Here is a 21,669-nt window from a genome sequence, read left to right on the forward strand (position 1 = left end):
ACGTTGAACTTTAAACCCAATAAACCAACCCCCATTCCCCCTATGAAGTTCTCCCGATTGGCTGGTTCCGTGATGAGCGGCTGGCTGCTACTGTCAGTGGTCACTGGTTGCGGCTCGTCCGATACCAAAACTGAATCGACCACCGAAACGAGCACTACCGCGACGAAACCGGCTGACACCAAACCAGCGGCAGCGTCGACGAAAAAGACGATTCTGTTTTATGGTAATAGCCTGACAGCCGGGTACGGCGTTGAACCCAATCAGGCATTTCCCGCGCTGGTTGGCAAGAAAATCGATTCCGTTGGGCTGGATTATACGGTCGTCAATGCCGGGCTAAGTGGCGAGACAACGGCCGGTGGCAAAAGCCGGATCGGGTGGGTACTGCGTAAGCCGGTCGACGTGTTTGTACTCGAACTGGGCGGTAACGACGGGCTTCGGGGACTGCCGCTCTCGGCCACGCGCCAGAATTTACAGGCGATCATCGACACGGTACGGGCCAAAAGTCCGGAGGCCAAAATCGTACTGGCCGGTATGCAGATTCCGCCCAATATGGGTACAGTCTACACGAAGGAATTTCGCGAACTGTACAGGCAACTGGCCGATAAGAATAAGCTGGTGCTGATTCCGTTTTTACTGGAAAACGTGGGCGGTATTCAGAAACTAAATCAGCCCGATGGTATTCATCCCACCGTTGCGGGTCATCGTATCGTCGCCAATACTGTCTGGCGAGTGATTCAGCCGATTTTGTAGACAGAATTCGGTTTTCGTAATTCTAGCTATCAGTGGTGTCAGGTCTGGGACGCCAGCCCGGCCCGACCTGACGCCACGGAAAATCCTGTTATCCTGTCCAGAAAAAATCAGAACGGGTAACCTATACCGATGTTGAAGATCAGGTTTTGCCGTCGCCACGCACTGCTGCCAAAGTCGAAGTCTTTGATAACCCAGTTGCTGCCCTCGACGTCGTATGGTTTCCGTAAGGGCGTCGCTACGTCGAGCCGGATCAGGAAATACGACAGATCAAGCCGGACGCCCAGTCCCGCACCAACGGCGAGTTGTTTGTAAAAATCAGCCGTAAACTGCGACCCCTCACCGTAGAGTGCGGTATTCGTATACGTCCAGATATTGCCAGCATCGACAAATGCGGCTCCCTCCAAGTACTTGTTGAATTTAAGCCGGAACTCAGTATTAATTTCCAGCTTGATGTCGCCCCCACCATCCTGAAACGGTGGAAAACTCGTGATTGTGTCGCGGGGAACGGTACCCGGCCCCAGCGCGCGTGGCCGGAACGCCCGGATGCTGTTGATACCACCTACAAAGTATTGTTTGGTAAACGGAATCTGAAAGCCCTGCGAATTACCGTAGGTGAAGCCCGCACCGGCAAAAACCCGGTTAGCCCAGGTTAACGTCGGCGTCAGCTTGCGGTAGAAGCGGGCGTTGACATCGGCCCGGATAAACTGCGCGTAGGGTACGCCCAGCAGCCCACGCCGGGTCGGGTCATTAGGTAATGGCTTTCGAAAAATCAGACTCGCCAGATTACCCGCCGGTTCGACATTGGCCGTCAGCAGAAACGTATTGGGTGAATTTGACCGGGGCGACGAGTTGTAGTTGAACGTGTAGAGTGTGCTGAAAATCAACTGATCGCTCATTAGAATACTGTTAAACTGCCGCTTGATAATGTTCGGCACATCAGAACTAATCAGCGTGTCGGTAACCGCCTGACTGACGTTCGACACCGAGATGTAGTTGATGTTGAACGGCTGGAAGATATGCTCGATCTTCTGATTCCGTCGCCAGGCATAGCCAAAGGTTATCTGCGACGAGTTGAGATCGTACAACCCGCCCCGTTTGATAAGCTGGTAGCCGATTGTTGCGTTGGTGCGGGGCAGGGTCGACCGCTGATCGTAATTGAACCGGACCGGGCTGACCAGTCGGGGAAACGTCAGTGTCGCTTCAGTACCAAAGCGGTAGTTGGTTATACTCTGTTCGCCGGAGTTAACCTGAAATTCGATACCTGCGTTGGCGTTGATCGTCAGCAGTTCGGCCCGGCCCAGCGTGTTACGGTTGCGCCAGCTCGCAATGACCTGCGTACCGTTGAAGTTGTTGGAGCGCGACGTACCATCGAGCTCCAGCTTAATCGACTTCGACGGGTAGGGCGTCAGGTAATAGTGTACGTCGAGTACGGCCGAGTCGCCCTGCTCATCGGGGGCGAAGCGGTTCCGAACGAATTTGAAGGCACCGATATTGATGAACCGCTGCAAGGTCAGGTCCTGCGCCCGCGAACTGTAGCGCCGGCCGGGGCGCACGGCCACGATGTCGCGGAACAACTTGGGGTTAAACTGCTTGCTTGAATCAACCACGATAAAATCCTGATCGGTCTGGTACGACTTCCGCAGGTTGGTATCGGAGCGGGCCGTCGACAGGTCGTAGTTCGGGTAGATGTATACGTTACGGATGGCGTAGGGCACCCCGGCGGCTTCGGGCATGGCCGGGTCGAGTGCAAAGTACAGGTTGGCGCGGTGTCGGGCCGTGTCGTTGAGCGACAGCACCTTGATATAGTCGGGCTGGAAATAATAGAAGCCGCGTTGCTTGAGCGCCTGCGCGATGCGTTCGCGTTCGATCTTGATAGCATCCAGCCGCCAGGGGTCGCCTTTTTTGATGACCGTCCGGCCCGCCGTCGCCTGCATCACTCGGCGAACCGTGTCTTTCTCCTGCCGAATGGTAATCGCCACCGAATCGACCAGAAACCGCTGCGGCACGTTGACCTGATACACACCCCGCGCTTTATAGCCGTCTTCTTTCAGTTCGCCAGTAACGCTCGGTTCGAGGTAACCTTCGTTCTTCAGCGTACCGGCAAATACTGCTGCGTTGGCGTTGATCGCCCGCGCACTCGCCAGCACCGGTTCGGAGCCAAACTTCTTACGGAACCACGCCCGAAAACCGTTCTCCTTTTTGGGCTCGCCAAACAGGTAATACAGCGCCACTTTGTACGGAAAGCCGAACAGTTGCGAATTGGGCCGGGGCCGCGCCAGTTCGGCCAGCTTCGTTTTCAGGACCGTCTGCTCGTCTTTCGTGACGGTCGAGTCAGCGACGATGTTGATGTCGGTGCCGGCGTACAGCTTCTCCCCGGCGGGCAGGTGACGCCCGATGTTACAGGCCGACAGCGACAGCAGCAGGCCGAAGCACAGCCACCGCATCACCCCGCGCCGGTCGGCGAGTCGATTTACGTAAGCAGTCAGGTATTGATATATCCGCATAAGCAGGTAGTGTGGGCGTTCAAGGTTTAACGTTTAAGGTTATCTGCCGGAAAACGTTAACCATTAAACCTTGAACCTTAAACTTATTAATTCGCCGTAGGCTTACCGGTGGAACGGCGGAGCAGGTCGGCCAGTGTGTTGTAATCAATCGTGATAACGAAACCGACGCCCGTTTCGATGATGTAGCCGTCGAGAATGGCCTGGTAGTCATTGCTCCGGTAGCCGCGCAGCACGTAGCGACCATCGCGGGTGACGTTGTAGTTCACCGATACGTTGTCGAAGACTTCGTTGGGGTTACGGGTCGCGCTGTTAGCCGAGTTTTCGAGCAGGAAATTCCGCCCAACCGCTACCGTCAGTCGTCCTTCGAGGAAACTCTTCGACAGGCCGATGTTCAGGTCGGTGCGGGCACCGTTGGTGGTACCGCCCGTGTTGGTGCTGCCCGTCTGCGAGAGCAGGTTGAAATCGACGTCGAAGCCTTTCAGCACGTTCGACGCCAGCCGACCCAATTGATCGGAAATCAACTTACTAACGCTGCTCCGGGCAATGCCTTCGGCCTGATTATTCAACCCACCGTTGTCGGAGCCGGAGAAGAAGTCCGACGTATTTTCGGGCAGGAACCGGTTCAGCACCAGCAGGGCAAACACCTGTTTGTTAATCTGCGTCTGATCCTGACGCAGCGTTTTCAGCTTGGCCTCAATAGCCGAAGCCAGTTCTGTCTCCGAACTACCCCGACCTTCTTCCAGCTGAATGTCGAAATCCAGTTTGGGTGCGGCCAGGTTGTTCGAGATCGTCAGCAGCACCTCAAACGGCAGTTTTCGTTTGGTGGCTGTCGTAGGCAGCGAGGTCGACTCGCTACCAACCAGATCACCCGCCGGGGTCGACACGTTGTAGATCGCCGTGATGTTAAGGTCGGCCTTGAGCGGGTCGCCGGTAAAGCTGATATAGCCCCCCTTCTGAATTTCGAACTGCCGTTTCAGCACCTGATACGTCAGCGAGTATTCACCCTCGGTGATATCGTAGCGGCCCAGCACCGAAATATCACCCGACGGCGTTACGGTCACGTTAAGCTGTGCGTTGCCCTTCGCCCGCAGGTAATCGCCGTTCAGTTCATCGACCACAATCGTCAGCTCCGACTTTTCGTCAACTTCCAGATCGAGCGAAATATTGGCATTGTTAAGATTGTCGAACGAAAGTTTGCGCTGCGTACTGTCCTTTTTGGATGCATACAGGTACTTGGTCAGGGCCAGCGAATCTTTCGGATTGACGAACGTGACGATACCATTCATTTCCTCGGCCGCAATCGATTCGTCGGGCAGCACGACTGATATCTTGCTGCCGTCCTCCAGTCGTATCTTCCCGACTACCGCCGGACTCGTACCGGTACCACGAATGCGCAGATCGGCACTGATCGCAGCCTGCCCATAGGCATAGTCATTGTCTTTACGGGCCGCGTTGAGTACCTGAAAACCGCTTGTCCGCACGCGCAGGTTGTAGGTCGCGTCGGGCAGGTTTTTTAGTACCACATTCCCATCGACGTCAAGCGTACGGTTCTGCGTGTCGCGCAGGGTAAAGTTGTCAAGCGTAACCGTCTGCCCTGAAAAGCCGATGCTTTCTTTATCGATGAAATACGTCGCGTTCGACTGCTTGATGTTGAACGCGACGGAATCGAAGGCCACGTTGCCGTTGAGCCGGGGATCGCTAGTGGAGCCGGAAATATCGAGTTTACCCGTCAGTTGCCCTTTCGCCTGCCGCAGTTCGCCGAAGCTGAACGCTTCGATTGTGCGGGCATCCAGCCGGGTCAGGTTGATGGCCAGATTCAGGGCCTGCTTCGCGTCGTCGGGATTATAGAAGCCCGTTACAGTCGCGTCGTTGTACGGCCCTTTCAGCACCGTATTGACGTTTATTTTGCCGTCGGTACTGTTATTGAACCGGGCCGTCAGGTTGCCGATGGGCTGCTGCATCACCCGCAGACTATCGACGTACACCGACCCGATAAACGCCAGTTGACTGTCGTTCGACATGTAATCGCGCACGACGACGGTACCGTTCAGCTGCCCGCTTGCCAGCGTCGTATCCTGCCCGGCCAGCCGCGCCAGATTAGCCAGCTCGATAGCTCGTGTCGTCACGCGCAGGGGGGCGTTGCCATACGGTTCCGTACTACTCACTTCCAGCGACTGATTGTCGGCCTCCAGCCGCAGCCGGTCGACCAGTACACCATCTTTACCGTACTGCGCGAAGCCGCTGGTATCGGCGGTCCATTTTTCGTAATTGGTCAGCAGGCCGTTGCGGGCAAACTGAAAGCGGTAATTTTTATCGACGATACTCAGCGTGCCGGCCAGCCCGTAGCGATCCTGATCGACGGAATCTTTATTGACCACGCCGAACGCAAAGCGGTTATTCTGCGCCGTACCCGTCAGGCTGGTGGGGCCGATGTTCATGCCGTCGTACACCACGCCCGAAATGTTTCCGTCGACGGCCAGCTGCTGCCCGTTGCCGCGCAGTGCAAATTCGCTGGGTTTAATGGTCGTTGTGTCGTAGACGATGACGCCCGTTCGGAGCGTGGCCGATAGCGTGGTGTCGTTGGCAATGCCGCCCCCCTGACTGTCGAGCCGGGCGTTCAGCCGGACGGTGTCGAGCCGGGTCAGGGCAGGAACGAAGGCGCGGAACAGCGGATTCTGGTACGCTTTCAGGTTTACCGTAAAATCGTAGGGCGTCGTTACTTTTTTGTACGTCAGATCAGGCGCGGCAATGTACCGGCCAATTTCCCCCGCCACAATGTCGTACAACTGATCGTAGCCGAACTGCCCGTTGAGCCGAAGCCGCGCGCCGGGCAGCACTGCCAGTACGCCCTTGCTGTTACCCTCCGCCGTCAGCCGGGCATATAGCGAATCAACGGGGTAGCGCGTCCCGTTCAGGCTCAGCACTGCATCACTCGCCGATACCGTTCCGATGGGACGCGCCGGGTTGGTCGAGGTCATGTCGAGGTTGATGTCGCCCTTGAGCGACAGTGGATCGCTGTAGAGCTTGAGCGGTTTCAGGTTCAGTTCGGCAATCGACACTTTACCGGCCACGCTGGGGTACTCGCCTTTCAGGTTGGTATTGATGTCGAGACTCAGGTTGGCGTTGGGGTCTTTCAAACCGCCCGTCACGTTCAGCAGCCCATTGGTTAGCCTGCCTTTTGCGTCGACGTTTTTATACACGTAACCGTTCAGATCGGCCGACTGAATCGCCAGATCGAAGGTCGTGCTGAGCGTATTGACGTCGATACCGCGCCCGTCGACGGTGGCCCGGCCCGTGACCTTGCCGACCGTGCCGGTTTGTTTGGTCCACTTACCCGCGTCGAAGTCGGTCAGGTTGAGCGTGCCTTTGTAGTTCTGGTTCTTCCCGGCGACAAAACCCGCCAGTTGCCCGTCGAACGCGGCAGTACCCCAAGCGGTAGCGAGGTTGGCGTCGAGGTCGAGGTTGTTCAACGCACCCTTGATTTTGCCCGTTAGCCGCAGCGTGGGCGGCAAGGCAACCGACGACGGAATCGAGCCGGGCGGAGCCAGCCGGTTGATGTCGGCCAGATTGGTCGTGCCTTCGCGGATGGTCAGATCGACGCCAATCTGGTCGGGGTCAGTAACGTTGGTGAGCCGCCCACTGGCTGCGATGCGCGTTCCCGACAGCATATCGAGTTCGAGCCGGGGCAGGTTCAGAGCCGCCAGCGTACCGGTGGCCGTGGCGTTGGCGCGGAACACCCCGCCCGGACTGTTGAACGGTGGCGTGTCGGCCAGGAACGGAGCCAGTTGCAGAACGTCGGCCACCGACAGGCGGCTTTGTTTCAGGTTGACGTTGACGCTTACCCGTTTGGCAAAGCGCGGGTCGGACAGTTGCCCCAGCGAATCGTATTTGAGCACCAGCCGGTCGCGGATCAGGCTGGTCGGAGTTTGGGCGTACAGCCGCGTAACGGACGTCGTTTTGTCGGTATACAGGACATCGCCCTCCAGCTTTTGCAGGAAGAAGCCCGAACTCGACCGAAACCGGCCATTCCGCAGTTGCCCACTGACGAGCTGCCCCTTCGCGCCCAGATCGCGATAAACCAGAAACCGCCCGTCGATACCCAGATTTTGCAGGTCGAGGTGGCTATAGTCCAGCCCACGCGCCTGCCGGGGAGCCGTTTCGTCGTTGTACCGGATTCGGTTATTGGCAAAGCGTACGTTCGTCAGCTTCGCCTGCCAGCCCGGCGTGGTAGATGTCGTTGTCGATTCAGGTTCGGCGGGGGTTGCTTTTTTAGTCGGTTTGGTCAGCGTGGCGGTGATGTCGCCGTTGAGCAGATTGAGCGATTTGATACCGATTTTTTCGCCGTTCAGGTAAAAATAATCCGTCTCCATTGCCAGCCGCCCAACGTTGCCGGTCGTCTTGAAATCCGCCGTTTCCACGTTGACGTTCCATTTCGTGCGATTCAAATGCCACTTACCCAGCCCAATGTCCAGCGTATCGTCGGGGGCAGAGGGGGCGCTGGGTGGTGTAGGCAACCCTTCGTACAGGCGCGTATACACGTTCAGGCCGTTGGCTGTTACGTCTTTCAGGTGGTAAATCGACTTGTACACATTGGTTTCGTCGAACGTAACGCCCAGGCTGTCGGTATAGGCGTTGACGTCGGCCCCGACCACATCGTCGTGGTAGCGGATACGGACATCCTTCAGCGTAACAGCCGTCAGGTTGATCGCCATCGGTGTCGATACCGTATCGGCGGGTTCGGGAGCCGTGCCGGTGTCGAAGGCGTTAATGATGTACTGGAAGTTGAACGTCGTATCGGGCAGGGTGCGGTTGATGTTCAGATTGACTTTCTCAAAATCGATCTGATTGATCGCCAGCTTATTATTCAGCAAGCCCCACATATCGAGGTCAACCCGCATTTTCTCCCCATTAATCAGTGTATCGCCTTTTGGCGTGATAAACAGGACATCGGAAAGCTGAATATAATCGGGAATTTCGTAGCTGACCCGGCCAATGCGGAACGGCGATTGCAGACGGCTGGCGAGGTAGGAATTGACCTGTTTCGTGACGAACTGCTGCCCCCAGGGGGTGGTAGCTACCAAAACGACAAACCCCGCCACAAGCAGGATCAGGGCCAGTAAACCAAGCAGTACACGAACAAGTATTTTTGGGGCAGACATTCAGTATGTAGTGAATCGGCTGGTAAAAAGTCGATTGATGAGCCGGGGGCAGGCACCGGCCGCTTACGATGGGTTCTGGTTATAACCGGTCTGGCGGGAATTATGTTACCGGTCTGGCAACACCCCTATTAGTGATATACGTTCCAAACGGCTGTTTTGTTGCCCGGTCGCCGAAACCTGGCCGCCTGGCGCACGGCACAACCTTTTGTCCGGCTGGGAGTCCTTTCTTGTGAGGGTTAGTTGCAGACCCGCCCCGCAGCCGGTACTTTTGCAGCCGACCATCTGGACCACCTCGTCCTGCTATCCATGAGTGACCTCTTTACAGCCGAATCCATCATCAGTCTGCTTACACTGACGTTTCTGGAAATCGTACTGGGTATCGACAATATCATTTTTATTTCCATTGCCGCCAATAAACTGGTCCCGCAGGATCAGGGGAAAGCGCGCAATATCGGGCTGATTCTGGCGATGGCGTTCCGGCTCGCCCTGCTGACGGTAATCTCGGTCGTTATCTCACTCAGCAAACCCTTTACGCACATCGACGCGGGCTGGTTCAAAGCCGATCTGACGGGACAAAGCCTGATTCTGTTCGGCGGGGGTCTGTTTCTGCTCTACAAAGCGACCTCCGAAATTCACCACAAACTCGAAGGCGGTGAGGAAGATACGGCCAGCGCCACCAAAGGCAAAGCTACCGTTTCAAGCGTCGTGACGCAGATCGCCATCACCAACATCGTCTTTTCCATTGACTCCATCCTGACGGCCATAGGCCTGACGCAGAACGTATCGATCATGATGATTGCCGTTGTGCTGTCCATTGGCATTATGATGTTTTTCGCCGGTCCGGTGGGCAAATTCGTCAACGAGCACCCCACGATTCAGATGTTGGGTCTGGCGTTTCTGATTATGATTGGGTTCATGCTGGTGGCCGAAGGCGCGCACCTGTCGGACGTTGCCTTTTTCAATCAGCACGTGGGCGAAGTGCCGAAGGGATATCTGTATTTCGCTATTGCGTTCTCGCTGCTGGTCGAATTTCTCAACATCCGGCTCCGTAAAGCTCAGAAACCCGTTCACCTCCACCCCTACGACGGGCAACCGGGCCGGGACGGGGTAATCTAGTTAGTGCCGGGCCACCAGCTGGTTGATGGTTGTCTCCGGCAGCTTCCAGCTGTCGAGCCGTCAGGCTAAAAAAGCTACCGTATGCACAATTAGCCTGACGGCTCGACAGCTGGAAGCTGCCGGAGACAACCATCAACTACGAACCTCAAACCACAAACTGCCTTGTCTCTCTCCGATCAGCTTACCGACATTCTGAACAGCCTCGGCGGCTTTGGGCCGGAGGTGTGGCTGTCGGTGGCGTTCTGCGGGCTGCTACTGGCCGAATTGCTCCTGCTGCGGACGGATGCGCGCACACGGCGTCGGTGGCTGGTGGGGCTGAGCATCGGCAGCGTAGCCGTAGCGGGTGTCTGGTCGGCGGTGCTGGGGGCGCGGGGTTTTCTGTTTACGCACCTGCTGTTTCTGGACAATCAGGCTGTCTTTTTCCAGCTGATCGTCGCCCTGAGCGCGGTGCTGGTGCTTGCTTACGAAGCATCCGCCTACGGCTCAAAGGACCAACCAACGATCAACCGGTTGCCGGTCGAATGGTACGCGCTGATCGTGGCCATGACGCTCGGTATGTTTCTGATGACGCTGTCGGTCAACCTGCTGAGCATTTACCTGAGTATCGAACTGGTGTCGATCTGTTCGTACCTGCTGACGGCCCTCAACGCCGACCGCAAGGCGTCGGAGGGCGGTATCAAGTACTTACTGTTTGGCGCGGTCAGTTCGGCCATCATGCTCTACGGGATGTCGCTGCTCTACGGCATGACCGGCACGCTCGACCTCACCGCCGATAACTTCGGCATTGGCCTTTCGCAGCAGGACGCACCCGTGGCGACGGTGGCGATGCTGCTCACACTGGCGGGGCTGCTGTTCAAGCTGGCGGGGGTACCTTTCCACGTCTGGACACCCGACGCCTACGAAGCCGCCCCCGTACCCGTTGCTGCGTTCTTCTCCGTCGCGCCCAAAGCCGCTGCCGTGCTGGTATTGCTGCGACTGGTATCTGCCCTGCCAGTCGATGGGTCGTCGGGCGGTACGACGATGACCGTGCTGCAAACACCACTGGCGGTACTCGCCCTCGCCGGTATTCTGATCGGCAACCTGACCGCCCTGCGCCAAACCGACGCCAAACGGCTGCTGGCTTATTCGAGCATCGCCCACGCCGGTTTTCTGCTGGTGGGCGTCGTCGCGCTGAGTCCGGCGGGGTTCAACGCGGTGCTATTTTACTCGGCAACGTACCTGTTTATGTCGCTGGGCGCGTTTTTCCTGATAGACCTGCTGGCCCGCTCGCAGGGTAGCGACTCGCTTAGCATCAGCCAATTTGCCGGGTTAGGATCGCGTCAGCCGCTGCTGGCCGTAGCCCTGATGATTGTGATGCTGGCCCTGACGGGTTTGCCGCCGACGGTAGGGTTTACAGCCAAACTCCTGTCGTTTACGGCCCTGTTCGACGCGTATCAGCGCAGCAGCGACCCGTGGTTGTTGATTCTGTTCGCGCTGGGGCTGCTCAACGCGCTGATTTCGCTGGTTTATTACCTCCGAATTCCGTTTCTGCTGTTCTTCCGCCCCGCCCAGGCCGACTTACCGGCTCCTACCCCCCTGCCCCGTTTCGCCGTCGGCTTGTCGGTACTGCTGGCACTGATTACGCTGCTTCTCTTCATCCGGCCCGGTTTGCTGACTGATTGGATCGGGGGTCTGTAACGCATCTCTTGCTTCGCGCTTTTCCGGCCCGACTGATCGATACCGATTAGCCGGGCCATTTTATTCATCCCTCTCCGATTCCATTTTTTAGCGATGAACGATAACCTGTTACGGGTTATCGTTCATCGATCTATACAACAATGTCACCGACTAACCATATAATAGATATCATAGATTCATAACACCACTCGTCCAACCAATGTCTACATTTTGAGCGTCTTAGTGCAAGTATCAACCAATTCAACCAACCACATGAAAAACGATTACATCAGTACAGCCAGTCGATGGCTGTTTTCAGTCGGCCTGCTCATCAGCCAAGCTCTATTTGCGCAGACCGCACCGGTTATTCAATGGCAACGTGTCTTGCCGGGCATAACGGAAGTAAAAGCAGTAAAAACTTCTAGTGGGGACATCATAACGACAAACGGTTCAAGCGTACTAAAATTATCAGGCTCAAGCGGGACAGAGCAATGGAAGACAACACTGCCAACCACCTACCTGTACTCCATCGGTATTGACCTTACCCCCTTACCTGATGGTGGTGTGACAGTACTGGCGCGTGACCCGTACAAATGGTCGCTGATCAGACTAAGTGCTTCGGGAACAGTACAGTGGCTGAAACCTTTTAGGAACATTACCCAACCAGGTGAACTCACCCAGACTAAACTGACAAAGGTAATTCAAGCCTCAGATGGAGGTTACGTTGCAATGGGAAGTACACAATACGGCCGTGACGGCTCCAACACGGATCTGTACAGATTCGATGCCGATGGCAACTTAGTCCGTTCACAAGGACTTGGCTATATCTATCCAAACGCTCCGCGACCCATCTCAGTCGGGAATAGTATTATTCAGACAGCAGATGGGGGGTACTTACTGGTAGGCGAATCATCCGATGGATTAGGATCGGGGTTTCGTGGCTGGGCAGTCAAACTAAACAACCAATTGAGCGTCATCTGGCAAAATCGATACGAGCCGACGCGCAGGTTCAATGACGCTACCAATGCTACTGACGGGCAAAACTATCTGATTACAGGAGTTACCACGGCCACACTGCCCAGTTTCGCCGGTATCCTGGCCATCGACCCCAGCGGACAGCCAATCCAGGACCTAAGAAGCGACAGACTAACAGGCGATACCTACTTTTTCAGCGGGAATGCGTTGATCACCCCGCTTCCCGGCAGTTCACCGGCTCAAAGTGTTTTGCTCACCACGTCCGGTAGCTCAAGCCGGGGTAACGATTTTCGGTTATCAACGCCTGGGTTAACCCTATCGTTGGGTGGTACGGGCGACGAAGCAGTATCTTCCCTTGTCACAACGCCAGACGGTGGTTTTCTGCTAGCGGGTACCACGACCTCTACGGATGGTGAGGTGCAGGGAAAAACGGATAATACAGCATCAGGGTGGATCGTAAAGCTAGCCCCAGTCAAACCACTAACGCTGAATGCTCCCACCTACGATTGTTCGACGGGCGCTATCACGTTCAATGTAAGTGGCGGAGACGGATCACCGATCACGTTTTCAGCGCCTGGTATCAGCCGTCCCTCGTTGACAAGTACCACCGGCACTGTCGAACAGGGATTACGTAACGACCCTAAAACGATTTTTATCGTAGCTAACCAGAGCGGTCAACGGGCTACGTACAGCTTCGATCTGAAAGCCTTCTGCAGTGGGACACCCCCAACCACGCCAACACCTACACCCAACCCACCCACGACCGGCGGTACACTGACACTGACCCAGCCAACTTACAATTGCTCGACGGGGGCGATCACCTTCAACAGCACCGGGGGCGATGGCTCGATCATTACCTACTCCGCACCGGGCATCATGCGTTCGTCGGTGACCAGTAACACCGGTGTTGTAGAACAAGGTCTGCGCAACGACCCCAAAACGATTCTGATCACGGCCATGCAAGGTGGCTACTCAACCAGCTACAGTTTCGACTTCAAGTCATTCTGTAGTGGCAACCCCACCACCCCGGTTACGCCAACACCGCCGGTAACAGAAAACGGACTGTTACTGACGGCTCCGACTTATAACTGCTCGACGGGCGCGTTTACCTTTAACTACACCGCACGTAACGGCTCACCCGTCGAATTTCAGGCTGCGGGTATCACCGGCTGGACGACTAACCCCAATCAGTTTGTCGACAGGGATTCCCGTACCGCTAACGACGTTAAGCCCTTTACGCTGATGGCTCGCCAGAATGGGCAGGTCGTCACCTACACCTGGGATTTGAAAGCCGCCTGTGGTCGGTCGGCGCGGGTCGCTGCGGAAGCCGGACAGGGGCTGCAACTGACGGTAAAAGGCAACCCGGTGGGCAACACGGCTATCGTTGACATTAGTGGTGTCGAGGGGCAGGCGGTTCAGCTTGATCTGCTCAATGCCAGCGGGCACGTACTGGAGCAGCGGCACATCGAGCAGGCCGGGGTTGTGGAGGAGCAGCGTTTCGAGTTGCAGCGTCAGCCAACGGGGGTGCTGTTCCTACGGGCGCAGAGCGGTCAGCAGCACCAGACCGTCAAGCTGATTAAACAGTAATCATTAGTCATCGCTGACCGCACCAGACCATCGAACTATCAGCCCGCTTGCCTGGTGCCGAGCCACGAATCAGCCGGTAGTTAACCCTATCTACATCGCCCGCTTAGTCAATAGTCGACTGGGCGGGCGATGTTTTTCGCGGCCAACGACTCACCTTCTCATAGCCTGCGCAATACACTGTTGAGCGCCGACAGTCATGGTCGCGTACAATCTAATCTCCTACCGACCATATAGTCAATATCATATGTCGGTAATATAAATCATGTCACTAATCGATTAGCTTTCGGTGTCCTACGACAACTATCAACCATTTCAACCAACCACATGAAAAACATGTACACCAGCGTACTCAGTCGATGGCTGATTCTGCTCTTACTGCTCAGCAGCCGAACCCTACTAGCCCAAACCGCCCCGGTTGTTCAGTGGCAAAAACTGTTGAACGGTCCAGCCAGGCAGGCAACTAATGGAGATCTATTAATCGCGAATGGAAACGTGATTCGCTTGGCCAGCGATGGTACTCAGAAATGGGCAATGAGCTTAGCTACGTACTCTGCCGTCGATCTCGTTTTAGCACCAAATGGAAATAGCGTGGTTTTAGCACGTGACAGCTACTATTACTACAAGTGGGCAATAATTCAGCTAGATGCGACTGGTACGATCTTATCAACGAAGCCATTTGCTGACTACACCAGTTCAAGTGCAGGCTATCCACAACGAACTTTGACGACAATCGCTCAAAGTTCAGATGGTAGTCTGGTAGTATTGGGCAGTATTTTTTATGGACGGGAAGGGATTACTACTCTAGTTTATAAGTTTACTGCAGACGGGTCGCTCAGCAAGACGGCCTACATTGAATATCCTCGTCAGGGCTTCTTTCGCCCTAGTTCGGTTGGAAATCAACTTATTACAACTCCAGACAATGGTTATCTTATTGTCGGTAGTACCAACAGTGATCCAACACCTGCTTCTGATGGCAATTCCTATCAAAGCAAGCAAGGGTGGGCCGTTAAACTGAATGTAAATCTAGATCAAGTGTGGAACGATCGATACGATTTCGTTAGTGGCATTTCGGATATTACTCCCAGCCCCTTCACCACCGATGCTTACATCGTCGTTGGCGTAAAAAATTCGGATTATCCTAATATCAGCACGCCAATCAGTAACCCTGTTCGTGCGTTTGTCATTAGCCCAACCCGTTCCGATCTAAATAACACAGGCGCTGTTGCCCGTACTGGCACTGGACTAGCACGAATTGTTAGTTCAGCTCTGACCAGCTACGAAATACTGGACGGTATAGATCAGCGGTCTGGCGACATTCGTCTGACGAGTTTTGACCAAGCTAATCAGGTTCGGTGGACTAAGATTCTGGGAGGATCTTCGAAAGAAGCACCTTATGGTATTATCACAACGATTGATAAAGGCTTTCTTATCAGCGGTACTACGCAGTCGAACGATGGCGATATACAGGGAAATACGCCTGGCAACGTATCAGGCTGGCTTGTAAAACTGGCTACCGGTTCACCGCTGGTACTAGGTCAGCCGACTTATAACTGCTCGACAGGGGCTATCACCATCAACACCAGTGGCGGAGATGGTTCTCCCATCACCTACTCCACACCGGGCATCAGTCGCCAGTCTGCTACCAGCAACACCGGTTTTGTCGAGCAGGGGTTGCGTAACGACCCCAAGACGATTACGATTACGGCTACGCAGAGCGGTCAATCAACCAGTTATAGCTTTGATCTGAAAGCGTTCTGCGATGGGACAACCCCAACCACGCCAACACCTACCCCCACCCCACCCACGACCGGCGGTACGCTAACACTAACGCAGCCCACGTATAACTGCTCAACAGGCGCAATTACGTTCAATACCACCGGGGGCAATGGGTCAACTATTACCTATTCCGCACCGGGTATCATGCGTTCATCGGCAACCAGCAACACCGGCACCGTTGAGCAGGGGCTACGCAACGATCCTAAGGTCATCACCATCACCGCCATGCAAAGCGGGCACACAACCAGCTACAGCTTTGATCTGAAAGCATTCTGCAACGGAACAACACCGACCACACCAACAATGCATCCTGACATGCAACCACTGGTCGATCTTTACAACGCCACGAACGGACCATCGTGGAAAAACAAAACCAATTGGCTGACTGGCAACAGCCCCTGTAACTGGTTTGGCGTAAGCTGCAATGCCAACGGCCGGGTGACAGAGGTAAATTTCGGGTCTAACAATCTAAACGGAACGCTGCCGTCCAGTCTGGGCAACCTTTCCGAGCTCCAGCGTCTTGTTATCTTCATCGAGCCCTTGTTGAGTGGTACCCTTCCAGCGTCTTTGGGCAACCTGAGTAAACTCCAACTGCTCGAAATCGAATACACGCAAATCAGCGGATCTATACCGGAAAGCCTGGGCAACTTGAAGCAATTGGAGCAACTCCTTCTAGCAAAGAACGAATTGAGCGGCAGCATTCCCGAGAGCTTAGGTAACCTGTCGAGTCTGAAAACCCTCTATTTATTCGTTAACCAACTGACAGGAAACCTTCCCAACAGTTTCGCCAGCCTACCGCAGATACAGTCGCTTCATCTGTATGCCAACCGGTTTAGTGGTTGTATTCCTCCGGGATACACAGCCCTTTGCGGTAAAGACGTTCAGCTAAGCAGTAACGTCGGCCTGCCCGGTGGTGGTGATTTTGCTGCTTTCTGCGCTAACCCATCACAAAACTGCGGACCAAATAAATTATTGATACTGACACAACCCACCTACAATTGTTCAACGGGGGCCATCACATTCAATTTTGCCAACGGCGACGGTTCAGCCATTACCTACTCGGCACCGGGTATCATGCGTTCGTCGGTTACCAGCAACAGTGGTATCGTTGAACAGGGGTTGCGCAACGATCCTAAGACCATCACCATCACTGCTACGCAGAGTGGCTATTCCACCAGCTACAGCTTCGATCTGAAAGCTTTCTGTAACGGGACCACACCTACACCATCCTCGACACTTAAATTACTGGCTCCCGTCGTAGACTGTTCGACCAGACAAGTCACCCTGGTTACCAGCGGTGGGGATGGTTCGGCGATTACCTTCAACACGCCGACCATCACCCGCTCATCGGCCACTAGCCCAACGGGTACTGTCGATCGCTGCGTGGGAGTCCAGCCGCCCGTGTTACAGGCTACACAAAGCGGCTACACCACCACCTACGACGGCTTTGATTTCGTCAAACTATGTCCGGCTTATCTTGGCGTGAAGCCGCTTGTAGCAACGCAGATTCCAGACGTCAACTTACCGCTCGGTCAGTACACTCGTATCACGCTGGGTGATTACTTCAAGACGGAGACTAATCCTGTTAATCGCTATGCACCAACATTCTCATTTCAACTTATTGGTGCTCCCAACGGGTCAAGTATTGACGACCAGACTTCCACTGTCCGTTCGTTGCAACCTTACGCCTTTCTGCAACTGAACACCTTCATGACGGGTGTGTACACTATCACCGTTACCGGAAAGAACGAATGCGACCCAGCTGCTACGTCTACGTTCAGACTTATCGTCAATCCAGCCAGCGGTAGCAGTCCGTTCACGCTAGTAGCACCGACCTACAACTGTTCGACGGGCGCCTTTACCTTTAACTACACCGGGGGCAATGGCTCACCCGTTGAGTTTCAGGCTGCGGGTATCACCGGCTGGACGACTAACCCCAATCAGTTTGTCGACAGGGATTCGCGCACGGCTAACGATGTCAAGCCGTTTACGCTGATGGCCCGTCAGAATGGGCAGGTCGTCACCTACACCTGGGATCTGAAAGCCGCCTGCGGCCGGTCGGCGCGGGTAGCGGCTGCGGAAGCCGGACAGGGGCTGCAACTGACGGTAAAAGGCAACCCGGTGGGCAACACGGCTATCGTTGACATTAGTGGTGTCGAGGGGCAGGCGGTTGTGCTTGATCTGCTCAATGCCAGCGGACACGTGCTGGAACAGCGGCACATCGAGCAGGCCGGGGTTGTCGAGGAGCAGCGTTTCGAGTTGCAGCGTCAGCCAACGGGGGTGCTGTTCCTACGGGCGCAGAGCGGTCAGCAGCACCAGACGGTGAAGCTGATCAAGCAATAAGCAACTGATTCTGACCTACCGGGTCGCTAGTTGGCGCAAACCCCGTGCAGGGTAGTTACGCCAATTAGCGACCCGGTTTTTTTTGGTTTACTGCCGGATGAGTTGTCGGCTGGCTCGTTGCGCACCGACAGTCAGCGTCAGTATGTATATTCCGGCGCTGGCAGGCATATCCAGCGTGTGGCGATGCGAACCAGCCGATACGCCCGGCCAGGTCTGCGCCCGAACAATACGCCCGGCTGCGTCGGTCAGCGTCAGGCCTACGTCGGCCCGGCTTGTTGTTGTGTATTGCACAACGACGGCGGTTGATGTCGGGTTGGGGCCGACGGTGAGGTTACAGTCGGGCAGTTCGTCGGTCGCCAACGGGATCAGCACGTTTACGGCTACCGGCGCGGATACGGCCGTACACCCCGCCGGGCTGGTCACCTGAACCGCATATGTTCCCGATACGGGGGCCTTATAAACGGCTTCGGTAGCCCCTTCCACAACAACGCCACCGTTGAGCCACTGGTAGCTACTGCCTCCACTCCCGACCAGCGCAACTGTAGCAGGCGCATACACCTGTGTCGCGCTCTGCGGAACGGCCGTCGCAACCGGCGATTCGTTCATCGTCAGGCTGACGGTGGGCGTTACGGTACTGCATCCATCCGACGTAACCGAGAGCGAATACACGCCCGACTGCGCAGGTGCGTGGGTCAGCGACGTACTACCCGGTATGGCCACGCCGTCGCGAAACCACTGATACGCACCGGCCGTGGCCGTAGCCGACAGCGGAGCCGCATCACCGACGCACAGGCTGCGTACCGGGTTCCCGCTGATCTGCCCTGCCGGAAGCTGCCCCATCCGAAACGAAGTGGTGCGGTCGCCCGTGATGTCCTGTTCGGGTAGTAGCAGCCGCAGCGCGTAGAAGTCGAAGGTGGGCAGGTCGTCGGGGAAACGCACGCGTATCGAATCGCCCGAACGCCGGATGGGCAGCGTGCGGTACGAACCATCGGCCATTTTGAGCTGCGCTATATAGGTAGCACTGGCGGGCATTGTGAACGTAGGCAACACCCGCAGCGTCAGCGAATCACCGGTGCAGTAGCGGGCCCGAACCGGCTGACTCAGCCGGATATTCCGTTCGTCGTACACGCTGATACCCTGAACACCGCTACTACCGTCGGAAATCCAGTACCGGTTTTGTCGATCAGTGGTCAATGCCATATTTCCCCCACTGGCAGAGGTCAGGAAGGCACCCTCTACCCCGACCCACGTTTGCCCGATCTGCCGACACAGATTGGTTGATGTCAGCACGGTCAATCGGTTTTGCTGATCAAAGGCAAGGCTACTGATGTACGACGCATTACGGTCGATATTACTTACGTTGGTCTGGGTCCAGTTCCCTCCGGCTGACCTGACAGCCAAATTGCTACCACTCGACACGGCCAGCACGGTTCCCGACGAATCGACGCTGATCTGATTGACATTGCCGAGTGGTAAACCGCCGGTAGCCCTGTCGATAAAGGTCAGGTTCGTTCCGTCGAAGCGACCGATGCTGTTGTACGAGTTCGCCCACAGCACATCATTGCGGTCTATAGCACCGTGGAAGAAGGCCGTTGATGTACCGTAACGGGTCCACTGGCCTTTTTTGTATTGGATGATCCCGTCTCCCCCGATCAGCACGTAGATGGTTCCCTGACTATCGATCAGCATATCGCCAACGTACACGCTCTGTGGAAACGGATACGGAATTTTCTGCCAGTTGCCGCCTTCGAGCCGAAACAGATTCCGCTCGGTAGCCACCCATACCACGCCCTGCCGGTCGACCACGACGTCTTTTGCCAGCCCCGTTAGCTTATTGCCAGTACTGGCCGGTGTGTAGCTAACCCACGTTTTACGGTCAGGTTTTCGGTAAAAAAGCCCTCTGTCGGTCGCCACCCACAGCGATCCGTCGGGCTGGGGTTTGGCCCGTATGCCCCCGCTTGCGGGCAGGGGCGAATTACCCGCGTTGAGGTATTGCCACATCGGTCGCTGATTACCCGTCGTGAAGCTGCCATAGAGCGGTGGTCCGGCAGCCTCGGCCGTCGTTTCCTGAATGCGATAGTAGTAGGTTTTGTCGTCCTGGAGCGAGTCGAAAACGGCCAGGCTGGTATTGGTCTGGTAGTCACCGACAGCGTTCTGTACCGTCGTCAGTCTGAACAGCAGACGGTCGAACGACATCGACGATGCCAGCTCGACGGTCGAACGCACCCCCGGCTCCTGACTGACGACCCAACTCAGTGGCATCGACCGGGTGTAGCCCGTTTGTCGATCAGGCCTGACGTAGCCCACTCGGGGCGTTTGCCGGAACCAGCCTATACCCGACCACGGCCCGGTTTCGCCGTTGCGTATGGCCCGCACCCGCCAGTAGATCGGCACGTTGGCTTGAGCGAGCACCTGCCCCGGTATGCCGATTACGTTACTTGCCGACGTACTGGTAAGGGTGATGTCGCGGGAGTAAGTCATGTCGGAATACGACGAGAACTGAAGCTGATACGACGTACTGCCCGCTACAGGGTACCAGCTCATGCCATCGACGGCAACAGACCGTTCGCCAAAGGCGGGACTGCGCAGGGTGGGAGCCGCCAGACTTCCGGAGGCCGGGCACCGAAACCGCCCCACCGCCGACCACGGCCCTGCCCCTGCCTCCGGGCCGACGGCGGCTACGCGCCAGTACCAGGGCGTATCGGAGCTGAGTTGGTAGCTACGGTATTGCGGAGACGCTACCAGTGTATCGGTCACGACCTGCGCGAAGGCACTGTCGGCGGCCACCTGAAGGCGATACGCACTGGTACGGAGCGTAGCCGACCAGTTTAGATACGGGTTGGGCTGCGTCGTGGTAAGGATGGTAGTCGATACAGCGGGGGCATCAGGCAGGGTACTCATGGATGTAAACCGGCTGGCTTCGGCCACGGTGCGCATCAAATCGCGGCAGAGCGGGTGAAATGTCATGGCTTTCTGGCAGTAACTCATGAGCGTACCAACCTGATACGACATATCATTGCGGTCTTCGGTGGCCGGGCAACCCCCTTCCAGTTGGGCGCAGCGGTCAATTGGCCCGCCCGGCCAGCTACAGTCGTGGGTGTGGGGTGAGCCGAACATATGCCCGATTTCATGGGCCGTAATTGGTGTATCCAGGTCGTTTATACGCCCACCTACCACGCCACAATAGGCTCCGCCCACACCTCCATATGTGCTACCCAGATAGGCCCGGCCTCCACCATACTTAGCGGTGTAGCCGATCACAATATCGTGCGGCACCTGCTGCTGGTTTGCTTTCCACCAGTTGAAAAGCGCATTCAGGTGACCCAGGCTTTCATTCACTGCCGAATATGGATCGACAGCATCCCAAATTTTTATGTGCGTAACCGTTAGCCGGACATTAATTTCCCGCTCGAACACCGCCGACACTTCGTTCATCGTCGCATAGACATACTGCCGGATCTGGTCGGAATTGCCGTTGAACTGCTTGAACAGGCTATTATCGATATCGACGGCGACGCGGCACTCCAGCTTTGTCGATGCGGCCAGGCGGGCGCGGCTGCGGACGGTGTCGCGGTTTAGCCCCTGCATGAGTTGCCGAACGGCGGGGCTGAGGGTCGAGACGTCGGTGTGGCAGGTAACGCCGGATTGTCCCGCGCATAGCAGGCAGCGAAACCAAACCAGCAACAGGCAGGTAACGAGTCGGTTCATACAAGTGGGTGGGTTGGAGGAAGATAGAATCCGGCCCGGCGGGGCAAGCAGACATGACCGGATTCTGTACGCAAGAAAAGCTTTTTCCCCCTTAT

General features: G+C 56.1%; 8 protein-coding genes. 5 read left to right on the plus strand and 3 right to left on the minus strand.

Translation table 11 applies throughout. The features are described from left to right. Nucleotides 1–42: 42 nt before the first annotated feature. On the plus strand, nucleotides 43–750 hold the full coding sequence (locus HH216_RS01920) for an arylesterase (protein WP_169549256.1): 708 nt from the start codon (nucleotides 43–45) through the stop codon (nucleotides 748–750). A 107-nt stretch (nucleotides 751–857) separates the two neighbouring features. On the opposite strand, the gene tamL is transcribed toward HH216_RS01920, so the two are convergent. Next, complete coding sequence (gene tamL / locus HH216_RS01925; protein ID WP_254448645.1) at nucleotides 858–3,254, minus strand: translocation and assembly module lipoprotein TamL; 2,397 nt, start codon at nucleotides 3,252–3,254, stop codon at nucleotides 858–860. A gap of 86 nt (nucleotides 3,255–3,340) precedes the next feature. After that, complete coding sequence (locus HH216_RS01930; RefSeq protein WP_169549257.1) at nucleotides 3,341–8,413, minus strand: translocation/assembly module TamB domain-containing protein; 5,073 nt, start codon at nucleotides 8,411–8,413, stop codon at nucleotides 3,341–3,343. Between the two features lie 306 nt (nucleotides 8,414–8,719). Here HH216_RS01930 and HH216_RS01935 point away from each other — a divergent pair, with 306 nt between their 5' ends. From HH216_RS01935 to HH216_RS01950, 4 genes are all read left to right on the plus strand, one after another. Continuing rightward, a complete protein-coding gene (locus HH216_RS01935; RefSeq protein WP_169549258.1) occupies nucleotides 8,720–9,529 on the plus strand; it encodes a TerC family protein in 810 nt (269 codons plus the stop codon). Between the two features lie 162 nt (nucleotides 9,530–9,691). After that, nucleotides 9,692–11,206, plus strand: a complete 1,515-nt coding sequence (locus tag HH216_RS01940) for an NADH-quinone oxidoreductase subunit N (RefSeq protein WP_169549259.1) — start codon at nucleotides 9,692–9,694, stop codon at nucleotides 11,204–11,206. 945 nt (nucleotides 11,207–12,151) lie between these two features. After that, nucleotides 12,152–13,747 (plus strand): T9SS type A sorting domain-containing protein, encoded by a 1,596-nt coding sequence (locus tag HH216_RS01945; protein WP_169549260.1) that lies wholly within the window; start codon nucleotides 12,152–12,154, stop codon nucleotides 13,745–13,747. 1,032 nt (nucleotides 13,748–14,779) lie between these two features. Continuing rightward, the gene (locus HH216_RS01950; RefSeq protein WP_169549261.1) at nucleotides 14,780–17,866 is read left to right on the plus strand and encodes a leucine-rich repeat domain-containing protein; all 3,087 of its coding nucleotides are present in this window, start codon (nucleotides 14,780–14,782) and stop codon (nucleotides 17,864–17,866) included. Between the two features lie 87 nt (nucleotides 17,867–17,953). Here the strand turns inward: HH216_RS01950 and HH216_RS01955 are convergent, their stop codons facing one another. After that, nucleotides 17,954–21,574 carry a M12 family metallo-peptidase gene (locus HH216_RS01955; RefSeq protein ID WP_169549262.1) on the minus strand — a complete coding sequence of 1,207 codons (3,621 nt, stop codon included), beginning with the start codon at nucleotides 21,572–21,574 and terminating at the stop codon, nucleotides 17,954–17,956. Nucleotides 21,575–21,669: the final 95 nt, after the last annotated feature.

It is taken from the genome of Spirosoma rhododendri (genome assembly GCF_012849055.1).
Taxonomy (GTDB): Bacteria; Bacteroidota; Bacteroidia; order Cytophagales; family Spirosomataceae; genus Spirosoma; species Spirosoma rhododendri.

Excerpts from the sequence above, each read along its gene's own strand:
- tamL (WP_254448645.1), bottom strand. The coding sequence starts at position 3,254 with ATGCGGATATATCAATACCTGACTGCTTACGTAAATCGACTCGCCGAC.
- HH216_RS01955 (WP_169549262.1), bottom strand. The coding sequence starts at position 21,574 with ATGAACCGACTCGTTACCTGCCTGTTGCTGGTTTGGTTTCGCTGCCTG.
- HH216_RS01930 (WP_169549257.1), bottom strand. The coding sequence starts at position 8,413 with ATGTCTGCCCCAAAAATACTTGTTCGTGTACTGCTTGGTTTACTGGCC.
- HH216_RS01935 (WP_169549258.1), top strand. The coding sequence starts at position 8,720 with ATGAGTGACCTCTTTACAGCCGAATCCATCATCAGTCTGCTTACACTG.
- HH216_RS01920 (WP_169549256.1), top strand. The coding sequence starts at position 43 with ATGAAGTTCTCCCGATTGGCTGGTTCCGTGATGAGCGGCTGGCTGCTA.